The sequence below is a fragment of the Pseudomonas oryzihabitans NBRC 102199 genome, from assembly GCF_000730625.1.
In the GTDB taxonomy this organism is placed as follows: Bacteria; Pseudomonadota; Gammaproteobacteria; order Pseudomonadales; family Pseudomonadaceae; genus Chryseomonas; species Chryseomonas oryzihabitans.
The window spans coordinates 35,327-60,180 of the sequence record NZ_BBIT01000023.1 but is presented as its reverse complement, the minus strand read 5'-3'; the positions used below and the strand labels follow the sequence as shown (position 1 = coordinate 60,180).

Genomic DNA, 24,854 nt, shown 5'->3' with positions numbered 1-24,854 from the left:
GCCTCGAGAATTCCGGCGCGCCTTCCGTGATGTCTTCGCCTGCCGGTAACTCCTGTGAAAACTGCGAGCACTACTGCGCCCCTCTCTTCTGCGACACTCGAATGGCGGATCCGTCCGGTCGGCGAGCGCCTCTTGGTGATCGAAGCCAGCGCAGCCCCGTCCGCAGCGCTGAGCTGTCGCCTCGGCGCACTCGCCACTTACCTGAGCGAGCGCCAGGCCCAGGGCGCCCTACCCGGTGTGAGCGATATCGTGCCGGCGCTGGCCAGCGTCGGCGTGCACTATCGCCCCTGGCAGGTAGTGGAGCATCTGGGGTACCCGACGCCGTTTGCGGCCCTGGCCGCCCAGCTGCAGCTCCTGCTCGACGACAGCGACAAGGTCGAATCCCACTCACCGCGGCTGATCGAGATCCCTGTCTGCTACGGCGGCGAATTCGGCCCGGACCTGGCCGCAGCTGCTGCGGATTGTGGCCTTTCGGAAGAAGAGCTCATCGCGCTGCATGGCGCCGAAGTCACGGTGCTGATGCTCGGCTTCGCACCTGGACATCCCTACCTCGGTCACTATGACAAGCGCCTCGCGCTGCCACGCCGCCGCATGCCGCGCACCTGGGTACCGGCCGGCAGCCTGGGCCTGGCCAATCGGCAGAGCGTCATCTATCCCCAAATTCTCCCGGGCGGCTGGTCGCTGATTGGCCGTACGCCCTGGCGTCTGTTCGATCCTGAGGCGGAACAGGCCTGCCGGCTGCGCGCCGGCGATCGAATCCGCTGCGTGCCGATTGATGCGGCCACCTTTGCCGGCCTGCAGGAGGTGCGGCCATGACCCTGGAAGTCTTGACCCCAGGCCTGGCCACCACCTTCCAGGACCTCGGCCGTCATGGCTACCAGCATTGGGGAGTGCCGGTGGGCGGACCCATGGATGAGGTATCCCATCGCTTGGCCAACGCGCTGGTCGGCAATGCGCCAGACGCGCCGGTGCTCGAGATCACCCTGCTAGGGCCAACGCTGCATTGCCATGGTCGCTGCCGTCTTGCCCTGACCGGTGCGGACCTGGGCGCATCGCTGAATGGCCAGCCTTGGCCACCCGGCCAGACGCGGACCTTGCGAGAGGGCGACCAAGTCAGCTTCGGTCGCCGTCGCAGCGGCGCCCGGGCCTACCTGGCCGTGGCCGGTGGCTTCCGCCTGGAACAGGTCCTGGGCAGTCGCACCACCAACCTGCGCGCCGGCTTTGGTGGCTGGCATGGCCGCCGGCTGGAGAAGGGTGATCTGCTGCCCCTGATGGGCAGCTTTGCCAATCCCCCGCGCCTGCTGATACCGGACAGCCTAGCGCACGAGATCAGCGCCGCCCCGCTGCGGCTGGTGCCGGGTCGCGACTGGACCGCCTTTACCGGTGCCGCGCAGACGGCGCTGCACGAGAGTCCCTTCACCGTCACCCCTCAGTCGGATCGCATGGGCTATCGCCTGCAGGGGCACACGTTGCAGCTGGCTGCACCCCGTGAATGCCTGTCCGAGGCGGTCGCATTCGGCACCGTGCAGGTGCCGCCGGATGGCCAGCCCATTGTGCTCATGGCCGATCGGCAGACCACGGGCGGCTATCCCTGCATTGCCCAGGTCGCCCAGGTAGACCTTCCACGCCTGGCGCAGTGTGTGCCCGGCGATGTACTCGCCTTCGCCTTCATTGAGCTCGCTGAAGCACAGCGCCTGGATCTTGCCCGCGAGCGTCTGCTGGCGGCGCTGGAGCGAGACGCCAGCGTCGCCTGACACCACCCGGATCGGCGCGACAGACGCCGACCGTTCTGACCTTGCCCCACCCTGCTGAGCAACGTTCCCATTACAGAAGGATACGTCCATGTCTCGCGTGCTCTCTTCCACCCCCCTCACCGCCTCCGCATCCCAGGCCGATACCGAACGCCTGGCACGTCGCGCGGCAACCGCTGCGGCCACCGGTACCGCCATCGAGTACTACGAATTTGGCGTCTATGGCTTCATGGCGGCCTTCCTCGGGCCACTGTTCTTTCCTGGCGACGATCCCACCGCGGCGTTGCTGGCGGTGCTGGCGGTGTTCGGCAGCGCCTTCCTGGTGCGTCCCCTGGGCGGGGTGCTGCTTGGGCGCCTGGGCGACCGGCACGGCCGGCGCCTAGTGCTGCTGGTTACCGTGATCGGCATGGGGCTGGCCACCGCCGGTATTGGCCTGCTGCCTACTACCGCCCAGGCCGGCTTGTTGGCGCCGGTGCTGCTGGTCGCGTTGCGCCTGGTGCAGGGCTTTTTCGCCGGCGGCGAGGTGATCGGCGCCGCTGCCTTTGTCGCCGAATCGGCACCTGAAGGCAGACGGGGCTTCTTCGGCGCCTTCACCCCGGTAGGGGTCGCCTTAGGCGGCTCGCTGGCCGCTATCGTCTGTGGCGTCACCACCACCCTTGCCGGCGCGGAAGCGATGCAGGCCTGGGGCTGGCGTGTGCCCTTCCTGCTGGCCCTGCCGCTGGTGGCACTGTCCGCTGTGCTACGGCACAACGTAGAGGAGACGCCGGCGTTCCAGCGCTTCCTTGCCAAATCACAGCCACCCAAGGCGCCGGTGCGTGAAGTGCTGGCCGAGCAGCGCCCGGCAGTCCTCAAGGTCATGCTGCTAGCCCTGGGGCAGAACGCCGGCTACTGGGTCGGCCTGATCTTCATGAACCTCTATCTGACCACTCACCTTGGCTATCCCAAGGCGCAGGTGTACTGGATCATGGCCGGCGTCAGCCTGTGCGCTGCGCTGATGATGCCGTTCTGGGGTGGGCTGTCGGATCGACTCGGCCGGCGGCGGGTGCTGACCCTGGGCTTCACCGCCTATGTGGTGCTGGTGATCCCCATGATGCTGCTCATGGCCCAAGGCAACATCTGGCTCGCGGCGCTGGCGGTGCTGGTAGCCGCGCTACCGATGCCCATCGTGCAGTCGGTGGGCTATCCCACCTATGCCGAGCAGTTTCCCACCCGGGTGCGCTATACCGGCATGGCGATCGCCATCAATCTGGGCGCCATCCTCGGCGGGGGGCTCACGCCCTATCTGGCAACCTGGCTCATGGCCAAGAGCGGCAACTTGCTGATGCCGGGATTCCTGCTGGTTACTGCAGCCGTCATCGCCCTGGTGACGCTGCGCCTGGTGCGGGAAACCTCGAAGGAGGCACTGCAGTGACGCCGGCCGAGTTGCGCTCACAGATTGCCCGGGGCGAATGGACCACTCCCACCGCCGGCATGCTCGATGACTACCAGCAGGCCAACCTGGTGATCGTGCCGCAGGCTCAGGCCTATGCGCTGCTGCTGTTCTGTCTGCGCAACCCTAAGGCCTGTCCGATTCTGGCGGTGGGCGATGCCGGGGATCCTTGGGTGCCCTTGCCCGGGGCGGCCATTGATATCCGAACCATGCTGCCGCGGTATCGCGTTTGGCAGCATGGCCACCTGGTGGCTGAGCCCACGGACATCGAAGCCTACTGGCGGGAGGATTCCGTGCTCATCCTGCTCGGCTGCAGCCACACCTTCGACGCGCCGTTGCGCCGCGCGGGTATCGAGGTCAGCAGCGCGGCACCGCCGGTCTACACCACCACGCTGCCCAATGCACCGGCTGGCGCGCTGGGCGGAACGCTGGTGGTGAGCATGCGACCGGTACCCCCCACGCTGGTCAGTCAGGCCGTTCAGGTGACCGCGCGCTATCCCAGCGGGCATGGCGCGCCTGTGCACATCGGCAATCCTGAGGCGCTCGGCATCACCGACCTGCAGGCGCCAGATTTTGGCGTGGTACCGCCCATGGCCCCGGACGACGTGCCGGTGTTCTGGGCGTGCGGGGTAACGCCGCAGCAGGTCCTGCCTCAGCTGCGAAGCGCCTACTGCATCTCCCACTACCCTGGGCACATGTTGGTGCTGGACCAGCGGCCGGAGGCGTTCGGTTAACCCGATGCCGTCCAGATGCCGTATTCACGCAGCTGATACGCCGGCCTGGAAGATTCGGTGGCAAAGCCTAGGCAAACGCCCATGCAGCGGCCATCCTTGAAGCCTTGCCCGTCGCCCGGTTGCCGTCATGAATGCCCGCCAGCCCTTTCTCGATCCCTATCACCAGACCATTCGCCAGCTGTCCGATCGCATCGTCGCGGCCCAGGCGCCGATCCGCATCCTCGATGCGGTGAAGTGGGACGACGGCGTGCGCCAGGGCTTCCTGGAGGGCAAGGGCAAGCGCCTGCCGGCGGTGGATCGCGCCTTCTACGAGGGGCGCCCGCTAGGCTTCGACGGCGATGCGCTCAAGGGCGAATTCCAGAGCATCGAGCGCGAGGTCACCCGCCAGCTCGGCCAGTTCAATCCGGTCGGCCAGATCATGAGGCGCATGTGCCGCGAATACCGCATGGTGATCCGCATGCTGCAGGCGCGCGGCACCCCGGACTTCGGCCTGATCTCCCAGGAGCTCTATGGCGCGGCCTCGGATGCCTTCCACGCCGGCGATCCGACCCTGGCCGACCTGGGCATGATGATGTCCAGCTACCTCGACAACATCGCCCATCGCGGCGCCCTGGAAGACGAACCCAAGACCCTGACCGCCAAGGACGCCGTGCCCATCCTGCAGGCGCGGCTCAACCGGGTGTTCGGCGAGACGGAAGGCACCATCCGGGTGTTCGAGTCCGACGGCATCGTCGCCGATGCCGCGGCCGGCGCCGACTACATCAAGGTGCGCGCCGACGCCCTGTTCAACGAGCGTGACGTCCGCGCCCTGGAGGTCCATGAAGGCCTGGTGCACGTCGGCACCACCCTCAATGGCCAGAACCAGCCGATCTGCACCTTTCTGGCCAAGGGCCCGCCGTCGTCCACCGTGACCCAGGAAGGCCTGGCGATCCTCATGGAGGTGATCGCCTTCGCCTCCTATCCGACCCGGCTGCGCAAGCTGACCAATCGCACCCGCGCCATCCACCTGGCCGAGGACGGCGCCGATTTCCTCGAGGTCTTCCGCTTCTTCCAGGAGCAGGGCTACGACCTGGAATCGGGCTACCAGAACGCCAGCCGGGTGTTTCGCGGCTCGACGCCGACGGGGCTGCCCTTCACCAAGGACCTGTCCTATCTGAAGGGCTTCATCCTGATCTACAACTACATCCAGCTGGCGGTGCGCAAGGGCAAGCTGGAGCAGATCCCGCTGCTGTTCTGCGGCAAGACCACCCTGGAAGACATGCGCATCCTGCGTCAGCTGGTGGACGAAGGCGTGGTGGTACCGCCCAAGTACCTGCCGGCGCAATTCCAGGACCTCAACGCCCTGGCGGCCTGGATGTGCTTCTCCAACTTCCTCAACCACCTGAGTCTGGATCGGATCGAGGCGGACTACGCCAATATCCTCTGAGCGCCTATCCAGGCGCTGACATGAAAAGCCCCGGCGGACCGGGGCTTTTTCGTTGCAAGGCGTCGCGGGTATCACTCGCCCTTGAAGGCGGCCGCGATGCTGCGTTCGCCGTCACCCGCGCGCGGGTCGGTCGAACGCTCCGGCACGAAGGCCAGGGCGCGATTGAGGGCGCCGCAGGCTTCCAGGCCGCTGGCGCGGGCGATGGCTTCGGCCACGGCGCTGCCGGGGATGGTCTCGTCGCGCAGCAGCTGGTCGGTGATGTCGTCCAGCGCCGGCTTGAGCTCGGTGATCAGCGCCAGGCAGCGATGATCCAGGCTGTGCAGCAACTGATCGGCGGCGGCGATGCTGGGCGCGGCGTCGAATTCGATACCGGCATCGCGCAGGGCCTGCAGGCTGAGCAGCGAGCCGCTCGGACCCATGCCCAGCGAGGCGACCATGGACAGCGCCAGCTTGGAGGCTTCCTGCAGATCCTGGGCGGCACCCGAGGAGACCTCGTTGAAATACAGCTGCTCGGCGCAACGACCGGCCAGCAGCATCTGGATGCGGCCTTCGAGTTCCGACTTCAGGTACAGGCGCTTGTCTTCGGTGGGGGTGATCAGGGTCACGCCCAGGGCCTGGCCACGCGGCAGCAGGGTGACCTTTTCCACCCGACCGACATTGAGCACCGCGGCGACCAGGGCATGACCGGCTTCGTGCACGGCGATGCGGGTGCGCTCGGCCGAACCCAGCGGGGTGACGCCGACGGGTTGCTCGCCGATGCGGCAGGTCTCGATGGCCTCGACGAAGTGGGCCATGGTCACGGCGCTGGCGTTCTCGCGAGCGGCCAGCAGGGCGGCGTGGTTGCTGATGTAGGCGATGGCCGCCGGGGTCAGGCCCACGGTGCCGCGGGAGAGGGCGGCCAGATCCAGTTCGCCCTGGCAGGGCAGCTTGCCGGCATAGAGTTCGAACAGCGCGCGGCGGTCTTCCAGACTCGGCAGCGGCACGGCGATGGTGCGGTCGAAGCGACCTTCACGGCGCAGCGCCGGATCCAGGGAATCGGCGAAGTTGGTGGCACCCAGCACCAGCACGCCGCTGGTGCCGTCGAAGCCGTCCAGCTCGGTGAGGAACTGGTTGATGATGCGGTTGGCCTCGGCATCGCTGGAGCGCGACTGCTCGGCGCGGCGGCCGATGCCGTCGATCTCGTCGATGAAGATGATGCAGGGCGCCTTCTTGCGCGCGGTGCGGAACAGCGACTTGACCTTCTGGATGCCGACCCCGAAGAACATCGAGGAGAAGTCGCTGCCGGTCACCTGGATGAAGTGGGCGTTGCACTCGGTGGCCAGGGCTTTGGCCAGCTGGGTCTTGCCGGTGCCGGGTTCGCCGGTCAGCAGCACACCCTTGGGCGGACGGGCACCCAGGGCGGCGAAGGCCTTGGGATTGCGCAGGCAGGTGGTGACGTCTTCCAGCGCCCGCTTGGCTTCGGCGGCGCCGACCACGTCCTTGAAGGAGATGCCGGTGCCCTTGCGGTGCAGCTTGAAGGGGCTGGCGAAACGCAGCGCCAGGGGCACGGCGAGCAGCAGCAGGAGCAGATAGCCCGGCAGGTTGATCAGCAGGGCGTCCAGCCAGGGATGGCGCTGCCCGGATTCGCTCCAGGTGGCGACCGGGAACAGCGGCTCGGCCTGGGTGGCGTAGTCGGCCAGCAGGCGATCGGCGATGCGGCCGCCGTTGTCGGCCACCGCATAGTGTTCGCCGCGGGTGGTGTCTATGTAGAGGGTGTGATCCCCGATCACGGCGCCGCTGATGGCCTGGGCGCGCAGATCGGCCAGCAGCACGGAGAGGTCACGTGGCTGCCCGGTCCAGTGTTCGGGCGCCTGCTGCACGCTGGCGAGCATGGCGGTGGCGGTCGGGGCCGGCGTGGCGGGCTTGAGCCACAGCCAGCTGGCCAGGCCGAGGACGGTGACGAGGGCCAGAGCGCCGGCGACGAGCAGGCGCGGATACTTGGAAACGACGGACTTCTTCATTCACATACCGTTAGGGTCGGAGCGACATCGGACGCGGACTCCCGGATTATCGGCCTGTGGCGAAAAGGGTGAACCTCAGTTCCCCGGAAAACGATGAGTGGACTCACCATCCGTCGAGTAGCGTCACACTTCTGGCCTTTTTCGCGGTCCGCAAGACCCTGTTGTTTTGCCGCAGATGTCAGGAGTGAACGCATCCATGCCCGATCCCATCGATTGTCGAAGCGGTCTCGCCGCCTTGCCGGCGGTGTTGCTCGACCGCCTGCGCCAGGCCGACGAGGTGCTGGTCCTGACCGGTGCCGGCGTGTCGGCGGAAAGCGGCATCGCCACCTTTCGCGAAGCCCTGACCGGGCTCTGGGCGCGCTTCGACCCGGCGCAACTGGCCACCGCCAAGGCCTTTATCGAGGATCCGGTGCGGGTCTGGAGCTGGTACGAGGGGCGCCGCGCCCAGGTGCTGGCCGCCCAGCCCAACCCGGCCCACCGCGCCCTGGCGCAGTGGGGCGACAGGCACGGCCGCTTGCACCTGGTTACCCAGAATGTCGACGACCTGCACGAGCGCGCGGGCAGTCGCGCGGTGATCCATCTGCACGGCAGCCTGCACGCGCCGCGCTGCTTCGAGTGCGCGCGACCGCTGACGGCGCCGGCGTTGCCGGAAGCGGCGGAGCAGCTCGTGGCGCCGCCGCGCTGTCCCGCCTGCGGCGGCCTGGCCCGGCCGGGCGTGGTCTGGTTCGGCGAGTCGCTACCGGAAGAGGCCCTGGCCAGCGCCTGGGCCCTGGCCGAGCGTTGCGACCTCTGCCTGGTGGTCGGCACCTCCGGCCTGGTGCAGCCGGCGGCCAGTCTGCCAGGGGTGGCGCGCCAGCAGGGCGCCACGGTGGTCCGCATCGATCCGCAGCCGGCGGTGGACTTCAGCCATGACTGGCAACTGCTGGGCGCGGCCGGGGTGATCCTGCCGGCGCTGCTGGAGCGCCTCTAGACCCTCAGTGCAGCGCCTGGCCACCGGTCCCCAGGGCATCCAGGGTGCGCTTGAGGGCGGTGTAGGCCTGGCGCTGGTCATCGTCTTCGGTCAGCAGGCCGTCGAACAGGGTGGCGACCAGCGCCGGATCCTGGGCGACGAAGCGATCGATGAGAACGTCGTTCTCCTGGCGCCCGGCGGTGATCAGCAGCACGGCGAGCTGGGCGACATAGCGCGCCGCCAGCGGATAGGCCTTGAGAAAGACCTTGAAGGGGGCATCGGCCAGCCCGGGGGCGAAGCCCTTGGCCAGGCCCTGCTGGGCGGCGGCGATGGCCTGGCGGACGGCGTCCTGCCAGTTGCCGGCGGTCACGGCACCCGCCGGCAGGGCGCGGCGCATCTGGCCGAGCAGGCTGTTGAGGAAGATGCGGCGGTTGGCCTGGTAGTCGTCATCGGTGTCGAGCAATTCGCGGCGAATGCGGGTCAGCACGCGGTCGTCCTCGGCATCGGCGGTCACCGCCTGCTTGAAGGCCAGGGTCAGTTCGCGATCCAGCAGACCGGGCTTGCGGCCTTCCAGTTCGGCCTGCAGCAGCGGACCGCTGGAATCGGCGAAGAAGAAGCGCTCGGCGTGGGGCGCCAGGCGTTCGCGCAGGCGCGGCCAGAGCTCCGCCGCGAACAGTTGCTCGGCCGTGCCGCCGGAAACGATGACGCGGTGCTGCGGCGCCTCGGCCAGATAGTCGAACAGCGCGGGGGTATCGAGCGCGGTGCGATCGACGATGAGGTAACGGTGCTTCACGGCAACTCCTGAACGCGGCGGCCGCACCTGTCGAGGTACGGCGGGGATGGCCATTAGTCTATAGGAAGGTGGGAACGCTTGGCCCGGCCTTTGGCCTAACCAGCAGGGTGCAGCCCGCGACACCCTTCCTTTCGCGGCCGGAGGACACCAAGATGCGCAAGACCCCGCTGATCCTTGCCCTGAGCGCTGCCCTGGCCCTGGTGGCCGGTCCCAGCCTGGCCGCCAGCAACAACAACGACGCCGGGGTGACCGGCAACGGCATCGGCGCGCCGGGCAGCTCCAACACCAGCAACAGGGACAGCGCGGACGACACCTCCAGCGCCACGCCCTCGACCCAGAAGAAGGTCGACAAGACCCCGGCCACCAAGGCCCAGGGCAGTCAGCAGAAGCGCGTACTCAACGATTGAGGGTCAAGCAAAAGGCGCCTCTCGGGGCGCCTTTGGGCTGGTTGGCATCTGACCGCAGGAAGCGGTTTCAGGAGGCGCGGGTGTAGCGTACCTGCCAGTCGAGTCGCTCATGGGTTGCCCGCTCGATACGGGCGCGACTGTCGCAGATGAAGGCTTCCAGCAGGGAGTTGTCCAGCAGATCGACCCGGGCGATGCGGCGTTGCAGGAGCGCCGTGCCGTTGGGCGCATAGACCTCGACGTTGAAGGTCGCCGGATCCTGGGCGGTCATGGCGCACAGCATCGGTTGAAAAGCGCCCTTGATAATGGTGTTCGCATCCGTGAACTTCAGCGGCTCGGCCATCGCAATCACTCCTGTCAGCTATAACGCTTCGACCGATTCTTGCGGTACCCGTTCGACTTTTGCCATGACCGGCTGGCAGATTTGTGATCCAGGCGGTGGCGCTGGCCCGGCAAGGGACGGCCGGTCAGTTGATCAGGGTACCGAAGGCCTTGTCCGCCTCTATGACCTCGGGCAGCTCGCCCAGCAGCAGCTCCAGATCCACGCCTTCCAGCAGGGGATTGGCCAGGGCCGCCTTGGCCTGGTCGTTGATGCCGCCATGACGACGCAGGACAAAGGACACCAATCGCGCCTGGGCGACCATGCGCGCCTGGGTGGAATCCTCCGGCGCATCCTGGGGGTGCAGCTGGTAGGCGATGGCATGCTGGATCACCACCGGCAGTTGCCAGCGACGGGCCAGCTCGGCGCCCACCTCCGGATAGCCGAAGCCGATGGCCTGCTCGGCGGGCACCGGGGCGCGCTGCTCGGCGTCGATGCGCACGGCGATATCGGGCGCCGCCGTCCTGATCAGCAGCTCGCCGATGCTGTGCAGCATGCCGCAGGTGAAGGCGGTCTCGGCATCGGCACCGGCCTGGCGGGCGAGGACGCGGCAGATGCTGGCCACGTCGAAGCTGTGCTGCCAGAAATCCCGCGGATCGAAGCTGGGGTTGTGGCGGAAGGCGGCGGTCACCGCCGAAGCCAGGACCAGGGTGCGCAGGGCATCGAAGCCCAGGCGGATGGCCGCGCCTTCGATGCTGGTCGAGGGGCGCACGCCGCGAAAGCGCACCGAGTTGGCCAGGCGCAGGACCTTGGCGGAAAGCACCGGATCCAGCGCCAGATTGCGGGCGACGTCTTCGATGCTGCTGTCGGGATCGTCGAACTGCTGGATCAGCTCCTGAGCCACCTTGGGAATGCTGGGAAGGGTATGCAGGTGATCGAACAGAGCATCGATTTCCATGATGGCGCCTGGTTGGTTCTTTACCGATGGTGGGAGCTGATGAGTCGTCGAAAGCATGAACGACGGCCTGGGCACTGCCAAGCCTAGTCGAAGATCCGCGAGCGAAGAGCTTAGCGGGCCGGGCGAGCCGGTTTGCAGGGCGAGCTGACCGGTGGCGTCATTTCGCCGCCGTCCGTTTGCCTGGTTCGCGTGCGGCCGTGGTCCTATGCGGTCTTGTCCAAGGCGAAGCGATGATCAGACGTCTATTGTCTTTCTTGAGTCCGCTTTCCGCCGACGACGGGCCACGAATGGGATAGCATCAGGTGATATCAGTTGGCCACTAAATTTGGCGTTCGAGTTGTGCAATGACTTACCAGACTCACATTCGCCAGATGCTGCAACTACCCAATGTGCTGGCGCAGAGCACCGGCATCCTGGGCTGGTTGATCAGCGTGCTGATCAACCCCTTCCTGACCGCCGGGGTGCCGGCCTGGGGCTGGCTGGCCTTCGCCGGCATGATCGGCTCCTGCCTGGCCATGACCACCGCCCGGCGCTTTGCCGTCTGGCGCCTGTTCGCCCTGGTGTTCGTGCTGTTCGAGGCCCTGGCCTTCCGCTTCCAGATCCTGGGCATGGGCGAGGCCGGCTATGCCTGGATGATCCCCATGGCCATCGTCATCATCCTCGGCTCGACCATTCTGTTTTCCCATGTGCTCGACTACGGCATCGCCGCCTGCGCGGTCTGGCTGCTGCTGTTCTATGGCGAACTGGACAACATCACCGCAGCGGCCCTGCCGCTGTTCTGGGTGATGCTGGGGGCCAGCCTGGCACTGGGGCTGCTGCTCAATGCCACCTTCGTACGCATCGTCGCCAGCACCCTGGAACTCAAGGAACGCTATCGGCTGCAGGCGGAAACCGATGCCCTCACCGGGATCAGCAACCGCAGGGCGCTGATGCTGGACATGGAGCAGGTCTGCCGGGATGGCTCGCCATCCTGGTATTTCGTCATGCTCGACATCGATGACTTCAAGCGGATCAACGACAGATTCGGCCACGACGTGGGCGATCAGGTGCTCAAGGAAACTGCGACCATCCTCGGTCGGCATTTCCCCGATGGACGCTTCGGGCGCCTGGGCGGCGAGGAGTTTGGTGTGCTGCTCAAGCCCGAGGACGAGCGCCAGCTGGCGCAGCGGCTGCAGGCGCTGCTGGACGATATCCGCAGCAACACCCGCACCGGCAGCTGTTTTTCCTTCAGTGCCGGGGTGGCGCGCCTCGCCCCGGGCTATCAGCCCTCGGATCTGCTCAAGCAGGCCGATGGCGAGCTCTATCAGGCCAAGCGCGCCGGCAAGGACCGGGTGCACCACCGCGGCGGCATGATCTGCGGATGAAGGGGGCTAGCCGGCGCCCAGTGGGCTCTAGCTGACGTCCGCCTCCGGCGGCGGATGGGAGCGATTGCGGCCCAGGTGCTTGGCCCGGTATAGCGCGGCATCGGCGCTGGCCAGCAGGTCGGCGGGCTGGGGCGGCGGGGTCTGCCTGGGCGGCTGCACGGCGATGCCGAGACTGACGGTGATGCGGCCGAAGGGACTGGTGGCATGGGTCACTTCCAGCACCTGCAGGCGTTCCTGCACCGTGGCGGCCACGCGCTGGGCGCCGTGCTCGTCGCAATTGGGCAGCAGCAGGACCATCTCCTCGCCGCCATAGCGCGCCGCCAGGTCGCCCGGGCGCCGCGCCGCCGAGGCCACCACGCCGGCCACCGCCTGCAGGCAGCGATCCCCCGCCGGATGGCCATAGTGGTCGTTGTAGGCCTTGAAGTGATCGATGTCGATCATCAGCAGGCTGAGCGGCTGGCCATTGCGCTGCGCGCGCGCCAGCTCCACCGGCAGCAGGTTGTCGAACTGGCGGCGATTGCCCAGCCCGGTGAGGCTGTCCTTGAGGGTCAGCAGGTGCAGCTCGTCGTGGGCCTGGCGCAGGGCTGCCGCGCTCCGCTCCCCGGCGCGGATCTCGCGGAGCAGCCGAAAGCCGAAGACCAGCATGCCGAGGATGATCAGGCCGACCACCGTCACCGATCTCAGCATGTCCTGGCGCCAGCCGGCGAGGATGTCGCGCCGGGAGATACCGGCCAGGGCCACCAGCGGATAGCCCTCCAGGTGCTGGAAGGCATAGAGGCGCTCCTGGCCATCGAGCATGGCGCGCACCAGGGCGGTACCGTTGGGCGCCTGGTTCACGTACTGGCGAAACAGGTCGCCAGTGGCCAGCGGGGTGCCGACGTGCTCGGGCACATAGGGACGGCGGACCATCAGGGTGCCGTCGTCCAGCGCCAGGGTGATGGCGCCCCGGGCATCCAGCTTGAAGCGCTCGTAGTAGTCGACGAAATACTGCAGGCGGATGGTGGCGAGCAGGACGCCGGCAAAGCGCCCGTCGCGGTCTTCCAGGCGCCGCGACACCGGGATGATCAGCTCGTGGGTGCTGCGGCTCTCGATCACCGCGCCGACGTGCAGCACATCGGCCGGATGCTGCCGGTGAAACTGGAAATATTCGCGATCGGCATTGTTGGCTCGGGGCGGCTCGCTGCTCTTGTCGGTCACCCGCCATTCGCCGTCGCGATCGTAGACGAACAACCCGTGCAGTTGCGGCAGGAGGGCGGCCTGGCGCGCCAGCAGGCGATGCACCCGCAGGCGGTCCAGTTGCTCGAAGGGTTGATCCTCCAGGCGATCGCGAATGCTGACCAGCAGCGAATCGGCTTCCTTGATGGCGTCATCGGCGTGCTGGGCGGCGGCCACGGCGATGTTGCCGACGTCACTGCGGGCACTGGCGAAGGCATTCTGGTAGTTGCGCCACACCTGCCAGGATTCCAGTGCCAGGATCACCGCAACGGCGCAGACCAGCAGCCACAGCGCCCGGCGCTGGGTGGCCGGATTGCGCGGTGGAGGGGGGGTGTCGTCGGCGTCGACCATGGCGGGGCTGTTTCCTCGTCCTCGGTGTGCAGGAGACCGCGAGTCGACCGATTCACGCCACCGCACAGGGATAAAAGTCAGACAAGTCTACAGTTTCGTCGGAATCTTGCAGAGCGCGCGAATCCCTGCGCCATCGCCGTGGTCACTAGCGATACAGCCGTCTCCGGGACGGCGCCCCGTCACTGCCCCGACCAGGAGGTCACAGATGTCGCAGATCGCCGAACAGATCGTCGAAGACGCCATGCAGCGCATCGAGGAAAACGAGTCGCAGCATGCCGCTGATCCCGTGCGCAATTTCTCCCTGACCCTGACCGATCCCGCGGAGATCCGGGTCGGCGCGGAGATCTACTTTCTCTTCGAACAGCGCCTCAAGGGTTTCTACCCGGATGCCCGGGTCGTGGTGCGCGGCCATGCCGCCGAAGGCTACAACATCACCGCCCAGGTCGAGCGCCGCCGCTCGGCTTGAGTGCCAGGCCCGCACCTCGGGTCAGGTGCGGGCCAGCTTGACCAGCTGCCGGGCCAGTAGCGGCCCGGTCAGCACCACCCCGATCAGCCGCAAAGCCTGCATGGCCAGTACCAGGCCGACATCGGCGTGGGCATCCACCGCGATGATGGCCATGGAATCCAGGCCGCCTGGACTGGTCGCCAGGTAGGCAGTGAGAAAGTCCACGTGCATCAGCCGCGCCATCAGCAGCGCCGACAGGGCGCAGAGCGCAATCAGCAGCAGCGAGGCGAAGATCATCTTGGGCAGGGCGCGCCAGACATAGGCGACCGTGGCCCGATCGAATCTCAGGCCCACATAGCAGCCCATGGCGCCATAGGCCGCCGCCAGCAGCAGATGGGGCAGGGTGATGTCCAGCCAGCCATTGAGTTGCAGCAGGGTACCCAGGGCGATGGGCAGCAGCAGGGCGCCGGCGGGAAACAGCCGACCGCCCAGCCAGCTGCCGGCCAGGGCCACCGCCAGGGTCAGCGCCAGATTGACGGCGAAGTGGCCGTCCAGGCTGACCACGGTGGCCTGATGGCCGGTGCCGCTGCCTTCGGCGCCCAGCAACCGGCCGACCAGCGCACTGATCAGCACCACGCAGACGACCCGCACATATTGCATGGTGGCGACGATGCGTGGATCGGCGCCGTATTCCTCGGCCATGGCCACCATGGCGGCCGCCGCGCCAGGCGTGGTGCCCCAGGCGGCGGTGCTGCCCGGCAGGCCACCGAAGCGCACCAGCAGGGCACCGGTGAGCAGGCTGAGCAACACGGTCAGGGCAGTGGCCAGCAGCATCACCGGCCAGTGCTCGGCGACGGTGAGCAGGACCGCAGCGGTCATGGTATGAGCGATCAGGCAGCCCACCACGCCCTGGCCGGTCTGGAACAGCCGGCGCGGCAGGCGGATGGTGGCGCCGCCGACGCCAAAGGCGATGGCCACCAACATGGGACCTAGAAAGAGGGCCGCGGGCACCTGCAGCCAGCTGAGTCCGCCGCCGACCAGGGCGGAGCAGAGGATCAGGGCCAGCCATTGCACCAGGGGCGGATAGGGCGAGGGGAAAGAGGGGGTGGACAAAGCGGTCTCCGGACGGCGGGGAGCCGGCGCGGCGTACCGACCCCGGGGCCGGTTCAAGGCCGGCCCTGGAGGCGATTATACGACCTTTGCGGCTTTCAATGGCCTTTCAGTCGCTGAAAAAACCGCCCTGTCAGCGCACCAGATGCAGGAACTGCAGGTGGCGCTCGTACTGGTCGAGCATGTCGTTGAGGATCTGCTCGCGGTTGTAGCCCACCAGGTCATAGTCCTGGCTGCCCTCGGTCAGGTGCACCTCGGCGCGGTAGTAGCGCCGATTCTTCAGGTGCAGGCCGCCGATGCCGGCGCGGGCGAAGGAGGGCGTGAAATAGCCCTGCATGATCACCTGGTAGATGAAGGGGTGCTCTTCGCCGTGGCCGATGGTCAGCTGCAGATTGGCGTTGGTGGAGTCGAACTGGGTCTCCACCACCAGGCCCTTCTCCCGCGAGACCTCGACCATCTCTTCCATGGCCGGGCGCACGGTGCTGTCCATGAAGCGATAGACCTCGTCCCGCGAGGGGAAGTACACCGCCTGGGACAGCCGCTGGCGCCAGCCGCCATGCCGGGCCTTGCCGTTGGTCGCCACCGGCGCGAGGGAGTGCAGCCGCGCCCGCTGGCGCTGGGACTCCAGGTGCAGCGCCTTGTGCAGGCCCCACATCATCAGCAAAACCACCACCGAGAAGGGCAGCGAGGTCAGCACCACCGCCGACTTCAAGGCATCCATGCTGCCGGCGAACAGCAGGCCGCCGGTGACCACGGCCACGGCCGCGCCCCAGAACACCCGCAGCCACTTGGGACCGTCTTCATCGGCCTCGCCGCCCTTGGACGACAGGGTCGAGAGCACCACGGTGCCCGAATCGGCCGAGGTGACGAAGAAGACGAAGCTCACCAGCACGGCGACGCTGATCACCACGCGGCTGGCCGGATAGGTCTCCAGCACCTGGTAGAAGGCCATGGCCGGATCGGTGAGGGCGGTCTGCGCCAGGCCGGTCATGCCCTGGCCAAGGACCAGTTCCAGGGCGCTGTTGCCGAAGATCGACAGCCAGGCCAGGGTGAAGCCCAGCGGGATGAACAGCACGCCAAAGACGAATTCACGGATGGTGCGGCCGCGCGAGATGCGCGCGATGAACAGCCCGACGAAGGGCGCCCAGGCGATCCACCAGGCCCAGTAGAACACCGTCCAGCCGCCCAGCCAGTCGGAGGGCTCGTCATAGGCATAGAGGTCGAAGCTCTTGCCCGGCAAGGCCGAGAGGTAGTCGCCGATGTTCTGGATCAGGGTATTGAGCAGGTGCTGGGTCGGCCCGGCGAACAGCACGAACAGCAGCAGGGCGACGGCCAGCACCATGTTGATGTCGGACATGATGCGCACGCCCTTGTCGACGCCGGACACGGCGACGGCGATGGCCGCGCCCATCATCAGCACGATGAGGATCAATTGCACCCAGTGGCTGTGGCTGATGCCGAACAGGTAGTCCAGCCCGGCATTGAGGTGCAGCACGCCGAAACCGAGGTCGGCGCCCAGGCCGAAGATGGTGGCGATGATGCCGAAGGCGTCCACGGCGTGGCCGATGGGCCCGTTGATGCGCTTGCCGATCAGCGGATAGAGCGCCGAGCGCAGGGCCAGCGGCAGATTGTGGCGGTAGGCGAAGTAGGCCAGGGCCATGGCCACCAGGGCGAACACCCCCCAGCCGTGCAGGCCCCAGTGCAGGAAGAGGATCTGCATGGCCTGGCGCGCGGCTGCCGGATTGCCCCCTTCGCCGGCCGGCGGCTGGGCGAAGTGGGTCAGGGGTTCGGAGACGCAAAAGAAGAACAGGGTGATGCTGATGCCGGCGGCGAACAGCATGCCGGCCCAGGACAGGTAGCTGAATTCGGGTTGGTCGTGGTCGGCACCGAGCTTGATCTTGCCGTAGCCGGACAGCGCGGTGACCACCACGAACACCAGATAGAGCGACATGGCCAGCAGGTAGTACCAGCCGACCGTATTGGCGGCCCAGGTCTGCGCCTGCAGCAACCAGGCGCCGGCCTGCTCGGGACGGCCGATGACGGCCAGGGAAAACAGCAGAATCACCGCGGCCGCGCAGTAGAAGGCGGGGGGATTCAGTTTTACGGTGCCGGATGAGGGCGTCGCACTCATGAGGACTCCTTGCGCACTGCCAAAGGGAAGAATGCTTTTTTAATTGATCGTTCGATTAAAAAAGAATACCACAGGCCACCCCTGAGGTGAACGCTTCGAGTCAGCGCAGCCTTGAAAGTTGCCGTCTAGAGGTCTTGCCTATGCCGGTGGTCGACTTTGGTCGAGACCAGGCCGAGCGGTCAGAACCGCGACCCCTTGGCAAAGTCTGTTGGTTATGACTCAGGCATCTTCTCCCTTCGGCTCCTATCGTCCGCTACTGCTTTTGGTAGAGGACGAGCCGTTGCTGCGGGAACTGGCCACCGAGGCGCTGGAGTCGCTGGTGGACCTGCAGGTGGTGGCCGTGCCGACCGCCGATGCGGCCTTGAGCTACCTGGAGCAGAACGGCGCCCGCATCGACGTGCTCTTCACCGACGTGCGCATGCCGGGGCGCCTCGACGGCGAGGCCCTCGCCCAGCTGGTCTCCCAGCGCTGGCCCCATATCCCGGTGATCCTCACCTCCGGCGATCGACTCACCGTGCCCCGCGGCGCCGGCCGCACCCGCTTCATGCCCAAACCCTGGCATATCGACGACATGGCCAATTGCGTCAACGAGGCGCTGGGGCAGAGTCGGGTGGCGTGAGAGTAGCCCGATCGGTTGTAAAGCCGCGACCTATGACCCACTATTCCGGGACTGATCTAGCTGGAGTCATGCCATGCGACCTTCTCTTGTCCTGGACCTGAAACGAGCTGTCATACGGGATGTTGCGTCACGTTTTCGAGTGGCCAATCCGCGAGTGTTCGGTTCAGTTCTCGAAGGTACCGATCAGGACGGCAGCGATTTGGATCTGTTGGTGGATGCCCTTCCAGGGGCAACACTGTTCGACCTGGGAGGGTTGCAGGACGAGCTTGAGGAATTACTGGGCGTTCCGGTAGATCTGGTGACCCCCGCCGATTTACCCGGATCCTTTCGCGCGCAGGTTCTGCTGGGGGCACGACCGATATGAATCGCACGGCGGACTATCTGGCTCATATGCAACAGGCGGCCAGCGAGGCACTGGGCTTTATTGAGGGTCTCACTCGGGAAGACTTCCTCGAAGACCGCCGGACACAGCAAGCGGTGGTCATGAGCCTGATCATCATCGGCGAAGCGGCAACCAAGATCATGGCTGTGGACGAAGCCTTCACCCAGGTGCATCCAAACATCCCGTGGCGCAATATGAGAGGCATGCGTAATCGTATCGCCCACGGTTATTTCGACATCAACCTCGATGTGGTCTGGGAAACCGTCGTTACCGCCCTGCCCGAACTTCTGGAACAATTGCGTCTGTTATCGGGAAGGTAGCTTCGTACCACGCTGTGCCCTCACCCCAACCCTCTCCCAAGGGGAGAGGGGGCTATCCGAGTGGGTTTCTGGCTTTATCCGCTCCGGCAGGATTGTGATCAGCTATCGGGCTGCACCCGCAGGGGCGGCCGCATCGGCTCGCCCTACGGCTGCCACTGCGGATCCTTGCCGCTCAGCTTGCGATCCAGGAAGAAGGCGGTGCTGATCAGCGCCAGGTGCGACAGGGCCTGGGGCAGGTTGCCGAGGGGGTAGCCGCGCTTGTCCAGTTCCTCGGCATAGAGACCCAGGGGGTTGGCGTAGCCCAGCAGCTTTTCGAACTCCAGGTGGGCTTCGTCGACGCGACCGGCGCGGGCCAGGCATTCGACGTACCAGAAGGAGCAGGCGACGAAGGCGCCTTCTTCGCCCTTGAGGTTGTCCGCTGGCGTGTCCGCCGGGTTGTAGCGGCGGATCATGCCGTCGTAGGCCAGGTTGGTCTTGATGGCGTCCAGGGTGGACAGCCACATGGGATCGGTGGCGCTGACGAAGCGCACCAGCGGCATCAGCAACAGGGCGGCATCCAGGCTCTTGCCGTGGCGGGTCGAGGTGAAATGACCCAGTTCGGCGTTCCAGAAGTTGTCCCAGATGTCTTCTTGGATGGCAGCGCGAGCGGCGTACCAGCGTTCGTAGGGCATCGGCAACGAGCGCTTGACCGACAGCCGCATCGCGCGGTCGATGGCCACCCAGCACATCAGCCGCGAATGCAGGAAGTGCTCGGGATCGCCGCGCATCTCCCAGATCCCGGCGTCGGGCTGGTTCCAGTGCTCGCAGACGTGGTCGATCATCCGCACCACCTCCTTCCAGCCCTGGTGGGAGATGGCTTCGCCATACTTGTTGGACAGGTAGATGGCGTCCATCAGCTCGCCATAGATGTCCAGCTGGATCTGCTTGTAGGCCTCATTGCCGATGCGCACCGGACTCGAGTCGGCATAGCCGGCCAGGTGGTCGAGGGTTTCCTCGGGCAGGTCCAGGCCACCGTCCAGGCGATACATGATCTGCAGCTTTTCCGGGGCGCTGTGGCTGTTTTCCACGCACTGGCCCACCCAGTGGGTGAAGTCCTTGGCTTCCTGGGTGTAGCCCAGGCGCATGAAGGCATAGACGGTAAAGGAGGCGTCGCGGATCCAGGAGGCGCGATAGTCCCAGTTGCGTTCACCGCCCAGGGCTTCGGGTAGGCTGAAGGTGGCGGCCGCGGCGATGGAGCCGTGCTTGCAGGAGGTCAGCAGCTTCAGCGCCAGGGCCGAGCGGGTGACCATCTCGCGCCAGCGCCCCTGGTAGTGGCTCTTGGCGGCCCAGGAGGTCCAGTAGGTCAGGGTGTCCTCGAAGCAGAGATCGCTCTGGCCGGCGACGACCTTGTCGTCCTTCTCGCAGCCAAAGACGAAATCCAGCTGCTCACCCTGTTCCAGTTCGAATTCGGCCAGGGCGGCGTTGCCTTCCACCTGCAGGGTGACGCTCGACGCCAGGCGCAGGGTCGGCTGGCCCGCGGCTTCGAACAGGGCGCCGCCGTCCACCAAGCGGGCGCGGGTCTCGGCGCGGGCATAGTCGTGGGCCGGGGCGCAGACCAGGCGGAAGCGGCAGCGTCCGGCCACCACCTGCACGCGGCGGACGATGCGCGGCTGGGTGTCCTCGCTGCTGCACACCGGCATCAGATCGGTGATCTCGGCGACGCCTTCCGCCGACAGCCAGCGGGTCTGCAGGATATTGGTGTCCGGCAGATAGAGCTGCTGCTCGCGGGCGTCTTCCCAGACCGGCGCCAGGCTGAAGTAGCCGGCCTTTTCCGAGTCGAGCAGGGCGGCGAATACCGAGGGGCTGTCCAGATTCGGCCAGCAGAAGTGGTCGATGGTGCCGTCGGTGGCGACCAGGGCGCAGGTGCGCAGGTCGCCGATGACACCGTGGGCGCCGATACTGCGGCGGGCGTGCACGGAGGTGGAATCAGCCATTGTCTTCGAATCCCGGATAGAGGCACATGCCGCCGTCGACGAACAGGGTGGTGCCGACGATGTAGTCGGCCAGGTCGCTGGCGAGAAAGACCGCCACATTGCCCACGTCGTCGACGTGGCCGACGCGCTTGTAGGGGATCAGCTTGAGCAGTTCGCGGGCCTTGGCCTCGTCACCGGTCACCTCTTCGTTGATGGCGGTGGCGATGGCGCCCGGGGCGATGCTGTTGACGCGGATGCCCTCGGCGGCGACTTCCTGGGCCAGGCTGCGCATCAGCAGATTGACCCCGCCCTTGGAGGCGGCGTAGTTGACGTGGCCGGCCCAGGGAATGACCTCGTGGACCGAGCTCATGTGGATGATCTTGCCCAGGGCGCGGGAGATGCTTTCGTCGCGACCTTGCTTGCGGAACTGCCGGATCGCCGCCCGGGCGCAGAGGAACTGCCCGGTGAGGTTGGTGTTGATCACCGTGTTCCAGTCCTTGAGCGACATGTCGGCCACGGCCGCATCCTTTTGCAGGCCGGAGTTGGCGACCAGGATGTCCAGGCGGCCGAAGGCTTCCAGGGTGCGGTCGAACAGCGCCTGGACCGCGGCCTCGTCACCGACGTCACCGCCGACGGCGATGGCGCGACCGCCGGCGTCCTGGATGCGCTTGGCCAGTTCCTCGGCCGGTTCGGCGCTGGAGTGGTAGTTGATGGCGACGGCGGCACCGGCCTTGGCCAGGGCCTCGGCGACGGCGGCGCCGATCCCGGAGCTGCCGCCGGTGACCAGGGCGACCTGGCCGTTGAGGGAAAGCTGCATGTCCAGACTCCTGCACGGGAAAAGGTGTCTGACTGCTGACCGTCACGCGCGCGTCTAGGTTCAGCCCGCGAGCGTTGCCGGATATTCAGGCCGAGGCCGTGCGGAACAGGCTCATGCGGCGCTCCAGGTCCTCGGCCAATTCGGCCAGCTGGCGACTGGCGCCGGCGATCTGCTGCGAACCGCTGGCGGTTTCCAGGGTGGCCGCGTGGATGCGGTTGATGTTCTCGTTGACCTCTTCGGCCACGGCGGTCTGCTGGGCCGCAGCGGTGGCGATCTGGGCATTCATGGCGTTCACCGAGCCGACGTCCGCCTGGATGGCCGCCAGGGCCGCGACGGCGCGCTGGGTCAGTTCGGCGGTCTCGTGGGCCTGGCCGCGACTCTCCTCCATCTGCGCCGCGGCACGCCCTGCACCTTCCTGTAGGGTGGCGATCATAGCGCGGATCTCGCGGGTCGATTCCTGGGTGCGGGTGGCCAGGTTGCGGACCTCGTCGGCGACCACGGCGAAGCCGCGACCCTGCTCGCCGGCCCGGGCCGCCTCGATGGCGGCGTTCAGCGCCAGCAGGTTGGTCTGCTCGGCGATGCCGTTGATGACGGCGACGATGTTCTCGATGCTGGCGCTGTCGCTGGAGACCTGCTGCACGGTGACGCTGGCCTGTTCCAGGGCCTGCACCAGCTGGCCGATGGCCTGGCCGGAACTGGCGACCAGCCGGTTGCCGGTGTCCACCTGGGCGCTGGCATTGCCGGTGGCCTGGGCGGCCTGGGCCGCGTAGCCGGCAACCTCGCCGATGGTGGCGGCCAGCTCGGTGACCGCGGCGGCCATGTGCTGGGCCTGGTTGGATTGCACATCGGTGTGGCGCTGGTTGGTCTGGGCGGTGCCTTGCAGCTGGGCCGCCGCCGCGGCGACCGAGCTGGCGGTATGGCGTACCTGGACGATGGTCTCGCCGAGGTGCGCGGTGGCGCTGCCCAGGGTGCCCATGACGCTGTCCGGATGACGGGTGGCGGGGCGCTCGTCCAGGCGGCCCTCGGCCAGCCGGCGGATGGCGGCGGCCACGGCGTGGGGTTCGCCGCCCAGGGTGGCACCCATCTGGCGAATGATCAGGATGGAGACGGTGACGCTCAGCAGCAGGGCGAGGGCGCAGGTGACCAGCATCAGCCAGCGGAAGCCGCCGGCGATGCCGCGGACCTCGCCCAGGTGGCCGCTGGCGATGGCTTCTTCGTGATCGATGAGCGCATTGATGCGCTTGAGCCACTCGACATAGGCCGGCGAGACGCGCTCCAGCAGGAACACCCGGGCGCCTTCCAGATCGCCGGCCTGGCGCAGCTGCAGCAGGCGCTCGGTCAGCGGCAGGGCGGTGCCTTCGATGTCCTTGATGGCCGCCAGCAGGCGCTGTTCCTCGGCCGTGGCGCCCTGGCTGGCGAACAGCTGATCCATGGGCTCGGCGGACTGGCGATAGAAGGCCTTGAGCCGGTCGATGTCGGCCAGGCGACTGGTCAGGGGCGCGGCGTCGTGGATCAGCACCGTATCGCGAATGGCGATGGCGCGGTCGTGCACACTGCCGCGGAAGTTGATGGCGTAGCGCTGCTTGACGCTGGCGCCCTGGCTGACGGCGGTCAGGGTGTCATCGATGACGCCGACGCGCTGGACGCCGACGAGGGTGATCAGCAGCATCAGCACCAGGATCAGGCCGAAGCCCAGGCCCAGGCGGGCGACCATGGAAAGAGGGGTACGCATGAAAACCTCAACGCTTCAAAGTGTGTGACATGGATCACATTTTGCGTTAAAGGTTTGCGCGATAAGTTTACTTCGGGCCGAGCGGTCATCCCCCAGGTATGAATGGCCCGTTGGCGGCAGGCCTGGATTCAACTGTCCTGGCGCGGCTCCGTCAGCCGGTCACGCCTGGCCAGACCGGGGAACAGCTTCATCCAGACCCCGGTGATCACCAGGGTACCGACACCCCCCAGCACCACCGCCGGCACCGTGCCGAAGAAGTGCGCGGTAACCCCCGACTCGAACTCGCCGAGCTGGTTGGAGGCGCCGATGAACAGGCCGTTGACCGCACTGACCCGGCCGCGCATGGCATCGGGGGTTTCCAGCTGGACGAAGGAACTGCGGATCACCACGCTGACCATGTCGGCGGCGCCCAGCACCACCAGGGTAGCCAGCGAGAACCATAGCGAGGTGGACAGCCCGAAGGCGATGGTGGCGACGCCGAACAGCGCGACCGAACCGAACATGATGCGCCCCACGTGGCGATTGAGACTGACGTAGGCGAGCAGAAAGGACATGCCCAGGGCGCCCACGGCCGGCGCCGAGCGCAACAGGCCCAGGCCCCAGGGACCGGTGAGCAGGATGTCGGCGGCGAACACCGGGAGCAGGGCGGTGGCACCGCCCAGGAGCACGGCGAAGAGATCCAGGGAGATGGCGCCGAGCACGTCCGGGCGACTCTTGATGAAGCGGATGCCGGCCAGCAGGTTGTCCAGGGTCGGTTTTTCCTTCTGGCTGGGCGTCTGCCGCGCCGGCAGGCTGGAGACCAGCAGGATGGCGATGCCGTAGAGCACCAGCGCCGGGCCATAGACCCAGGCGGCGCCCAGGGCATAGAGCAGGCCGCCCAGGGCGGGGGCGATGATGGTGGCGCCCTGCATGGCCGAGGCCGCGGCGGCGATGGCGCGGGGAAAGATCGCCGGCGGCACGATGTTGGGCAGCAGCGCCTGAGTGGTGGGCTGTTCGAAGGCGCGCGCGGTACCCAGGCAGAAGGCCAGGATGAAGATCAGTTCGCGGGTCACCGCCTGATTGAGGCTGCCCACCAGCAGCACCAGGGCGATCAGGCCCTGGCCGGTCTGGCAGAGGGCGGCGACCCGGCGGCGGTCGTAGCGATCGGCGACATGGCCGGTGTGCAGCATGAACAGTACCCGCGGCAGGAATTCCACCAGCCCCACCAGGCCGAGATCGAGCACGTTGCCGGTGAGGGAATAGAGGTGCCAGCCGATGGCGACGGTGAGCATCTGGAAACTGCCGGCGGTGCAGATGCGGGCGAACCAGAAGGCGACGAAGGGACGGTGGTGACGCAGCTGCAGGGTATCGCCGGACATGACTGGGGCTCGCAGGGACAGAGGCGGCATCTTAAGCCACCCGGGGACTGATCGTCATACAACTGCGGGGTGCGACAGCCTGCCCGATGCGACATCCAACCACGTAAGCAAATGTATCGAGGAGGTCTATCCTAAAGCCTGACGTCGATCCACGTCAGCTTCCGACCTGGTCCAATGGGCTAGCGGCGGTGGCGCCTTTTTAGCGTCCCGCTAGAACCCCAGGCGACGCCGGAGGTTCGAACCTCGGTCAGCGTCAACTCGACCGGCTACCCTCGATGGCCGGCGTGCCTGAGAG

General features: G+C 67.0%; 23 protein-coding genes. 12 read left to right on the top strand and 11 right to left on the bottom strand.

Annotated elements, in window-relative coordinates; all coding sequences use genetic code 11:
* Positions 1-54 precede the first annotated feature (54 nt).
* From pxpB to POR01S_RS21400, 5 genes are all read left to right on the top strand, one after another.
* Positions 55-816, top strand: a complete 762-nt coding sequence (gene pxpB / locus POR01S_RS21420) for a 5-oxoprolinase subunit PxpB (RefSeq protein ID WP_042138247.1) — start codon at positions 55-57, stop codon at positions 814-816.
* Positions 813-1,754, top strand: a complete 942-nt coding sequence (locus tag POR01S_RS21415; RefSeq protein ID WP_042138246.1) for a 5-oxoprolinase subunit C family protein — start codon at positions 813-815, stop codon at positions 1,752-1,754. Before pxpB ends, POR01S_RS21415 begins: the two co-directional genes overlap by 4 nt.
* A gap of 88 nt (positions 1,755-1,842) precedes the next feature.
* Positions 1,843-3,162 (top strand): MFS transporter, encoded by a 1,320-nt coding sequence (locus POR01S_RS21410; protein WP_052382689.1) that lies wholly within the window; start codon positions 1,843-1,845, stop codon positions 3,160-3,162.
* Entirely contained in the window at positions 3,159-3,914 is a 756-nt protein-coding gene (locus tag POR01S_RS21405) for a D-glutamate cyclase family protein (protein ID WP_042138244.1), read from the top strand. The genes POR01S_RS21410 and POR01S_RS21405 overlap by 4 nt, the downstream gene beginning before the upstream one ends.
* A gap of 127 nt (positions 3,915-4,041) precedes the next feature.
* Positions 4,042-5,340, top strand: a complete 1,299-nt coding sequence (locus tag POR01S_RS21400; protein ID WP_007162583.1) for a flavohemoglobin expression-modulating QEGLA motif protein — start codon at positions 4,042-4,044, stop codon at positions 5,338-5,340.
* A 71-nt stretch (positions 5,341-5,411) separates the two neighbouring features.
* Here POR01S_RS21400 and POR01S_RS21395 read toward each other — a convergent pair whose 3' ends face one another.
* Entirely contained in the window at positions 5,412-7,340 is a 1,929-nt protein-coding gene (locus tag POR01S_RS21395; RefSeq protein WP_042138242.1) for an AAA family ATPase, read from the bottom strand.
* A 196-nt stretch (positions 7,341-7,536) separates the two neighbouring features.
* Between POR01S_RS21395 and POR01S_RS21390 the strand changes: the two genes are divergently transcribed.
* A complete protein-coding gene (locus POR01S_RS21390) occupies positions 7,537-8,310 on the top strand; it encodes an SIR2 family NAD-dependent protein deacylase (protein WP_007162581.1) in 774 nt (257 codons plus the stop codon).
* 4 nt (positions 8,311-8,314) lie between these two features.
* On the opposite strand, the gene POR01S_RS21385 is transcribed toward POR01S_RS21390, so the two are convergent.
* Complete coding sequence (locus POR01S_RS21385) at positions 8,315-9,082, bottom strand: hypothetical protein (protein WP_007162580.1); 768 nt, start codon at positions 9,080-9,082, stop codon at positions 8,315-8,317.
* Positions 9,083-9,234: 152 nt separating this feature from the next.
* On the opposite strand from POR01S_RS21385, the gene POR01S_RS21380 reads away from it, so the two are divergent.
* Positions 9,235-9,489 (top strand): hypothetical protein, encoded by a 255-nt coding sequence (locus tag POR01S_RS21380; RefSeq protein WP_007162579.1) that lies wholly within the window; start codon positions 9,235-9,237, stop codon positions 9,487-9,489.
* A gap of 67 nt (positions 9,490-9,556) precedes the next feature.
* Here the strand turns inward: POR01S_RS21380 and POR01S_RS21375 are convergent, their stop codons facing one another.
* Positions 9,557-9,829, bottom strand: a complete 273-nt coding sequence (locus tag POR01S_RS21375; protein ID WP_007162578.1) for a DUF1652 domain-containing protein — start codon at positions 9,827-9,829, stop codon at positions 9,557-9,559.
* A 124-nt stretch (positions 9,830-9,953) separates the two neighbouring features.
* On the bottom strand, positions 9,954-10,766 hold the full coding sequence (locus POR01S_RS21370; protein ID WP_216352427.1) for an HDOD domain-containing protein: 813 nt from the start codon (positions 10,764-10,766) through the stop codon (positions 9,954-9,956).
* Positions 10,767-11,107: 341 nt separating this feature from the next.
* Here POR01S_RS21370 and POR01S_RS21365 point away from each other — a divergent pair, with 341 nt between their 5' ends.
* Positions 11,108-12,127, top strand: a complete 1,020-nt coding sequence (locus POR01S_RS21365; RefSeq protein WP_042138237.1) for a GGDEF domain-containing protein — start codon at positions 11,108-11,110, stop codon at positions 12,125-12,127.
* A gap of 27 nt (positions 12,128-12,154) precedes the next feature.
* Here the strand turns inward: POR01S_RS21365 and POR01S_RS21360 are convergent, their stop codons facing one another.
* The gene (locus tag POR01S_RS21360) at positions 12,155-13,693 is read right to left on the bottom strand and encodes a GGDEF domain-containing protein (RefSeq protein WP_042138235.1); all 1,539 of its coding nucleotides are present in this window, start codon (positions 13,691-13,693) and stop codon (positions 12,155-12,157) included.
* A gap of 205 nt (positions 13,694-13,898) precedes the next feature.
* Here POR01S_RS21360 and POR01S_RS21355 point away from each other — a divergent pair, with 205 nt between their 5' ends.
* The gene (locus POR01S_RS21355; RefSeq protein ID WP_007162574.1) at positions 13,899-14,159 is read left to right on the top strand and encodes a hypothetical protein; all 261 of its coding nucleotides are present in this window, start codon (positions 13,899-13,901) and stop codon (positions 14,157-14,159) included.
* Positions 14,160-14,180: 21 nt separating this feature from the next.
* On the opposite strand, the gene POR01S_RS21350 is transcribed toward POR01S_RS21355, so the two are convergent.
* Together POR01S_RS21350 and betT are read right to left on the bottom strand one after the other, a co-directional pair.
* Complete coding sequence (locus tag POR01S_RS21350; protein WP_042138232.1) at positions 14,181-15,251, bottom strand: AbrB family transcriptional regulator; 1,071 nt, start codon at positions 15,249-15,251, stop codon at positions 14,181-14,183.
* A 130-nt stretch (positions 15,252-15,381) separates the two neighbouring features.
* Positions 15,382-17,346: a choline BCCT transporter BetT gene (gene betT / locus POR01S_RS21345; RefSeq protein ID WP_085982657.1), complete on the bottom strand. Its 1,965-nt coding sequence runs from the start codon at positions 17,344-17,346 to the stop codon at positions 15,382-15,384.
* A 247-nt stretch (positions 17,347-17,593) separates the two neighbouring features.
* Here betT and POR01S_RS21340 point away from each other — a divergent pair, with 247 nt between their 5' ends.
* From POR01S_RS21340 to POR01S_RS21335, 3 genes are all read left to right on the top strand, one after another.
* Positions 17,594-17,998 (top strand): response regulator, encoded by a 405-nt coding sequence (locus POR01S_RS21340; RefSeq protein ID WP_223855407.1) that lies wholly within the window; start codon positions 17,594-17,596, stop codon positions 17,996-17,998.
* A 73-nt stretch (positions 17,999-18,071) separates the two neighbouring features.
* Positions 18,072-18,362, top strand: a complete 291-nt coding sequence (locus POR01S_RS23550; protein ID WP_074584988.1) for a nucleotidyltransferase family protein — start codon at positions 18,072-18,074, stop codon at positions 18,360-18,362.
* A complete protein-coding gene (locus POR01S_RS21335; RefSeq protein WP_042138231.1) occupies positions 18,359-18,700 on the top strand; it encodes a HepT-like ribonuclease domain-containing protein in 342 nt (113 codons plus the stop codon). The genes POR01S_RS23550 and POR01S_RS21335 overlap by 4 nt, the downstream gene beginning before the upstream one ends.
* 143 nt (positions 18,701-18,843) lie before the next feature.
* Here POR01S_RS21335 and POR01S_RS21330 read toward each other — a convergent pair whose 3' ends face one another.
* The 4 genes from POR01S_RS21330 to POR01S_RS21315 form a co-directional block, all read right to left on the bottom strand.
* Positions 18,844-20,673, bottom strand: a complete 1,830-nt coding sequence (locus POR01S_RS21330) for a glycoside hydrolase family 15 protein (RefSeq protein WP_042138229.1) — start codon at positions 20,671-20,673, stop codon at positions 18,844-18,846.
* A complete protein-coding gene (locus POR01S_RS21325) occupies positions 20,666-21,469 on the bottom strand; it encodes a glucose 1-dehydrogenase (protein WP_027601332.1) in 804 nt (267 codons plus the stop codon). Before POR01S_RS21325 ends, POR01S_RS21330 begins: the two co-directional genes overlap by 8 nt.
* Positions 21,470-21,554: 85 nt before the next feature.
* The gene (locus POR01S_RS21320; RefSeq protein WP_255211849.1) at positions 21,555-23,201 is read right to left on the bottom strand and encodes a methyl-accepting chemotaxis protein; all 1,647 of its coding nucleotides are present in this window, start codon (positions 23,199-23,201) and stop codon (positions 21,555-21,557) included.
* A gap of 128 nt (positions 23,202-23,329) precedes the next feature.
* A complete protein-coding gene (locus POR01S_RS21315; RefSeq protein WP_007162567.1) occupies positions 23,330-24,559 on the bottom strand; it encodes an MFS transporter in 1,230 nt (409 codons plus the stop codon).
* Between the last annotated feature and the right edge of the window lie 295 nt (positions 24,560-24,854).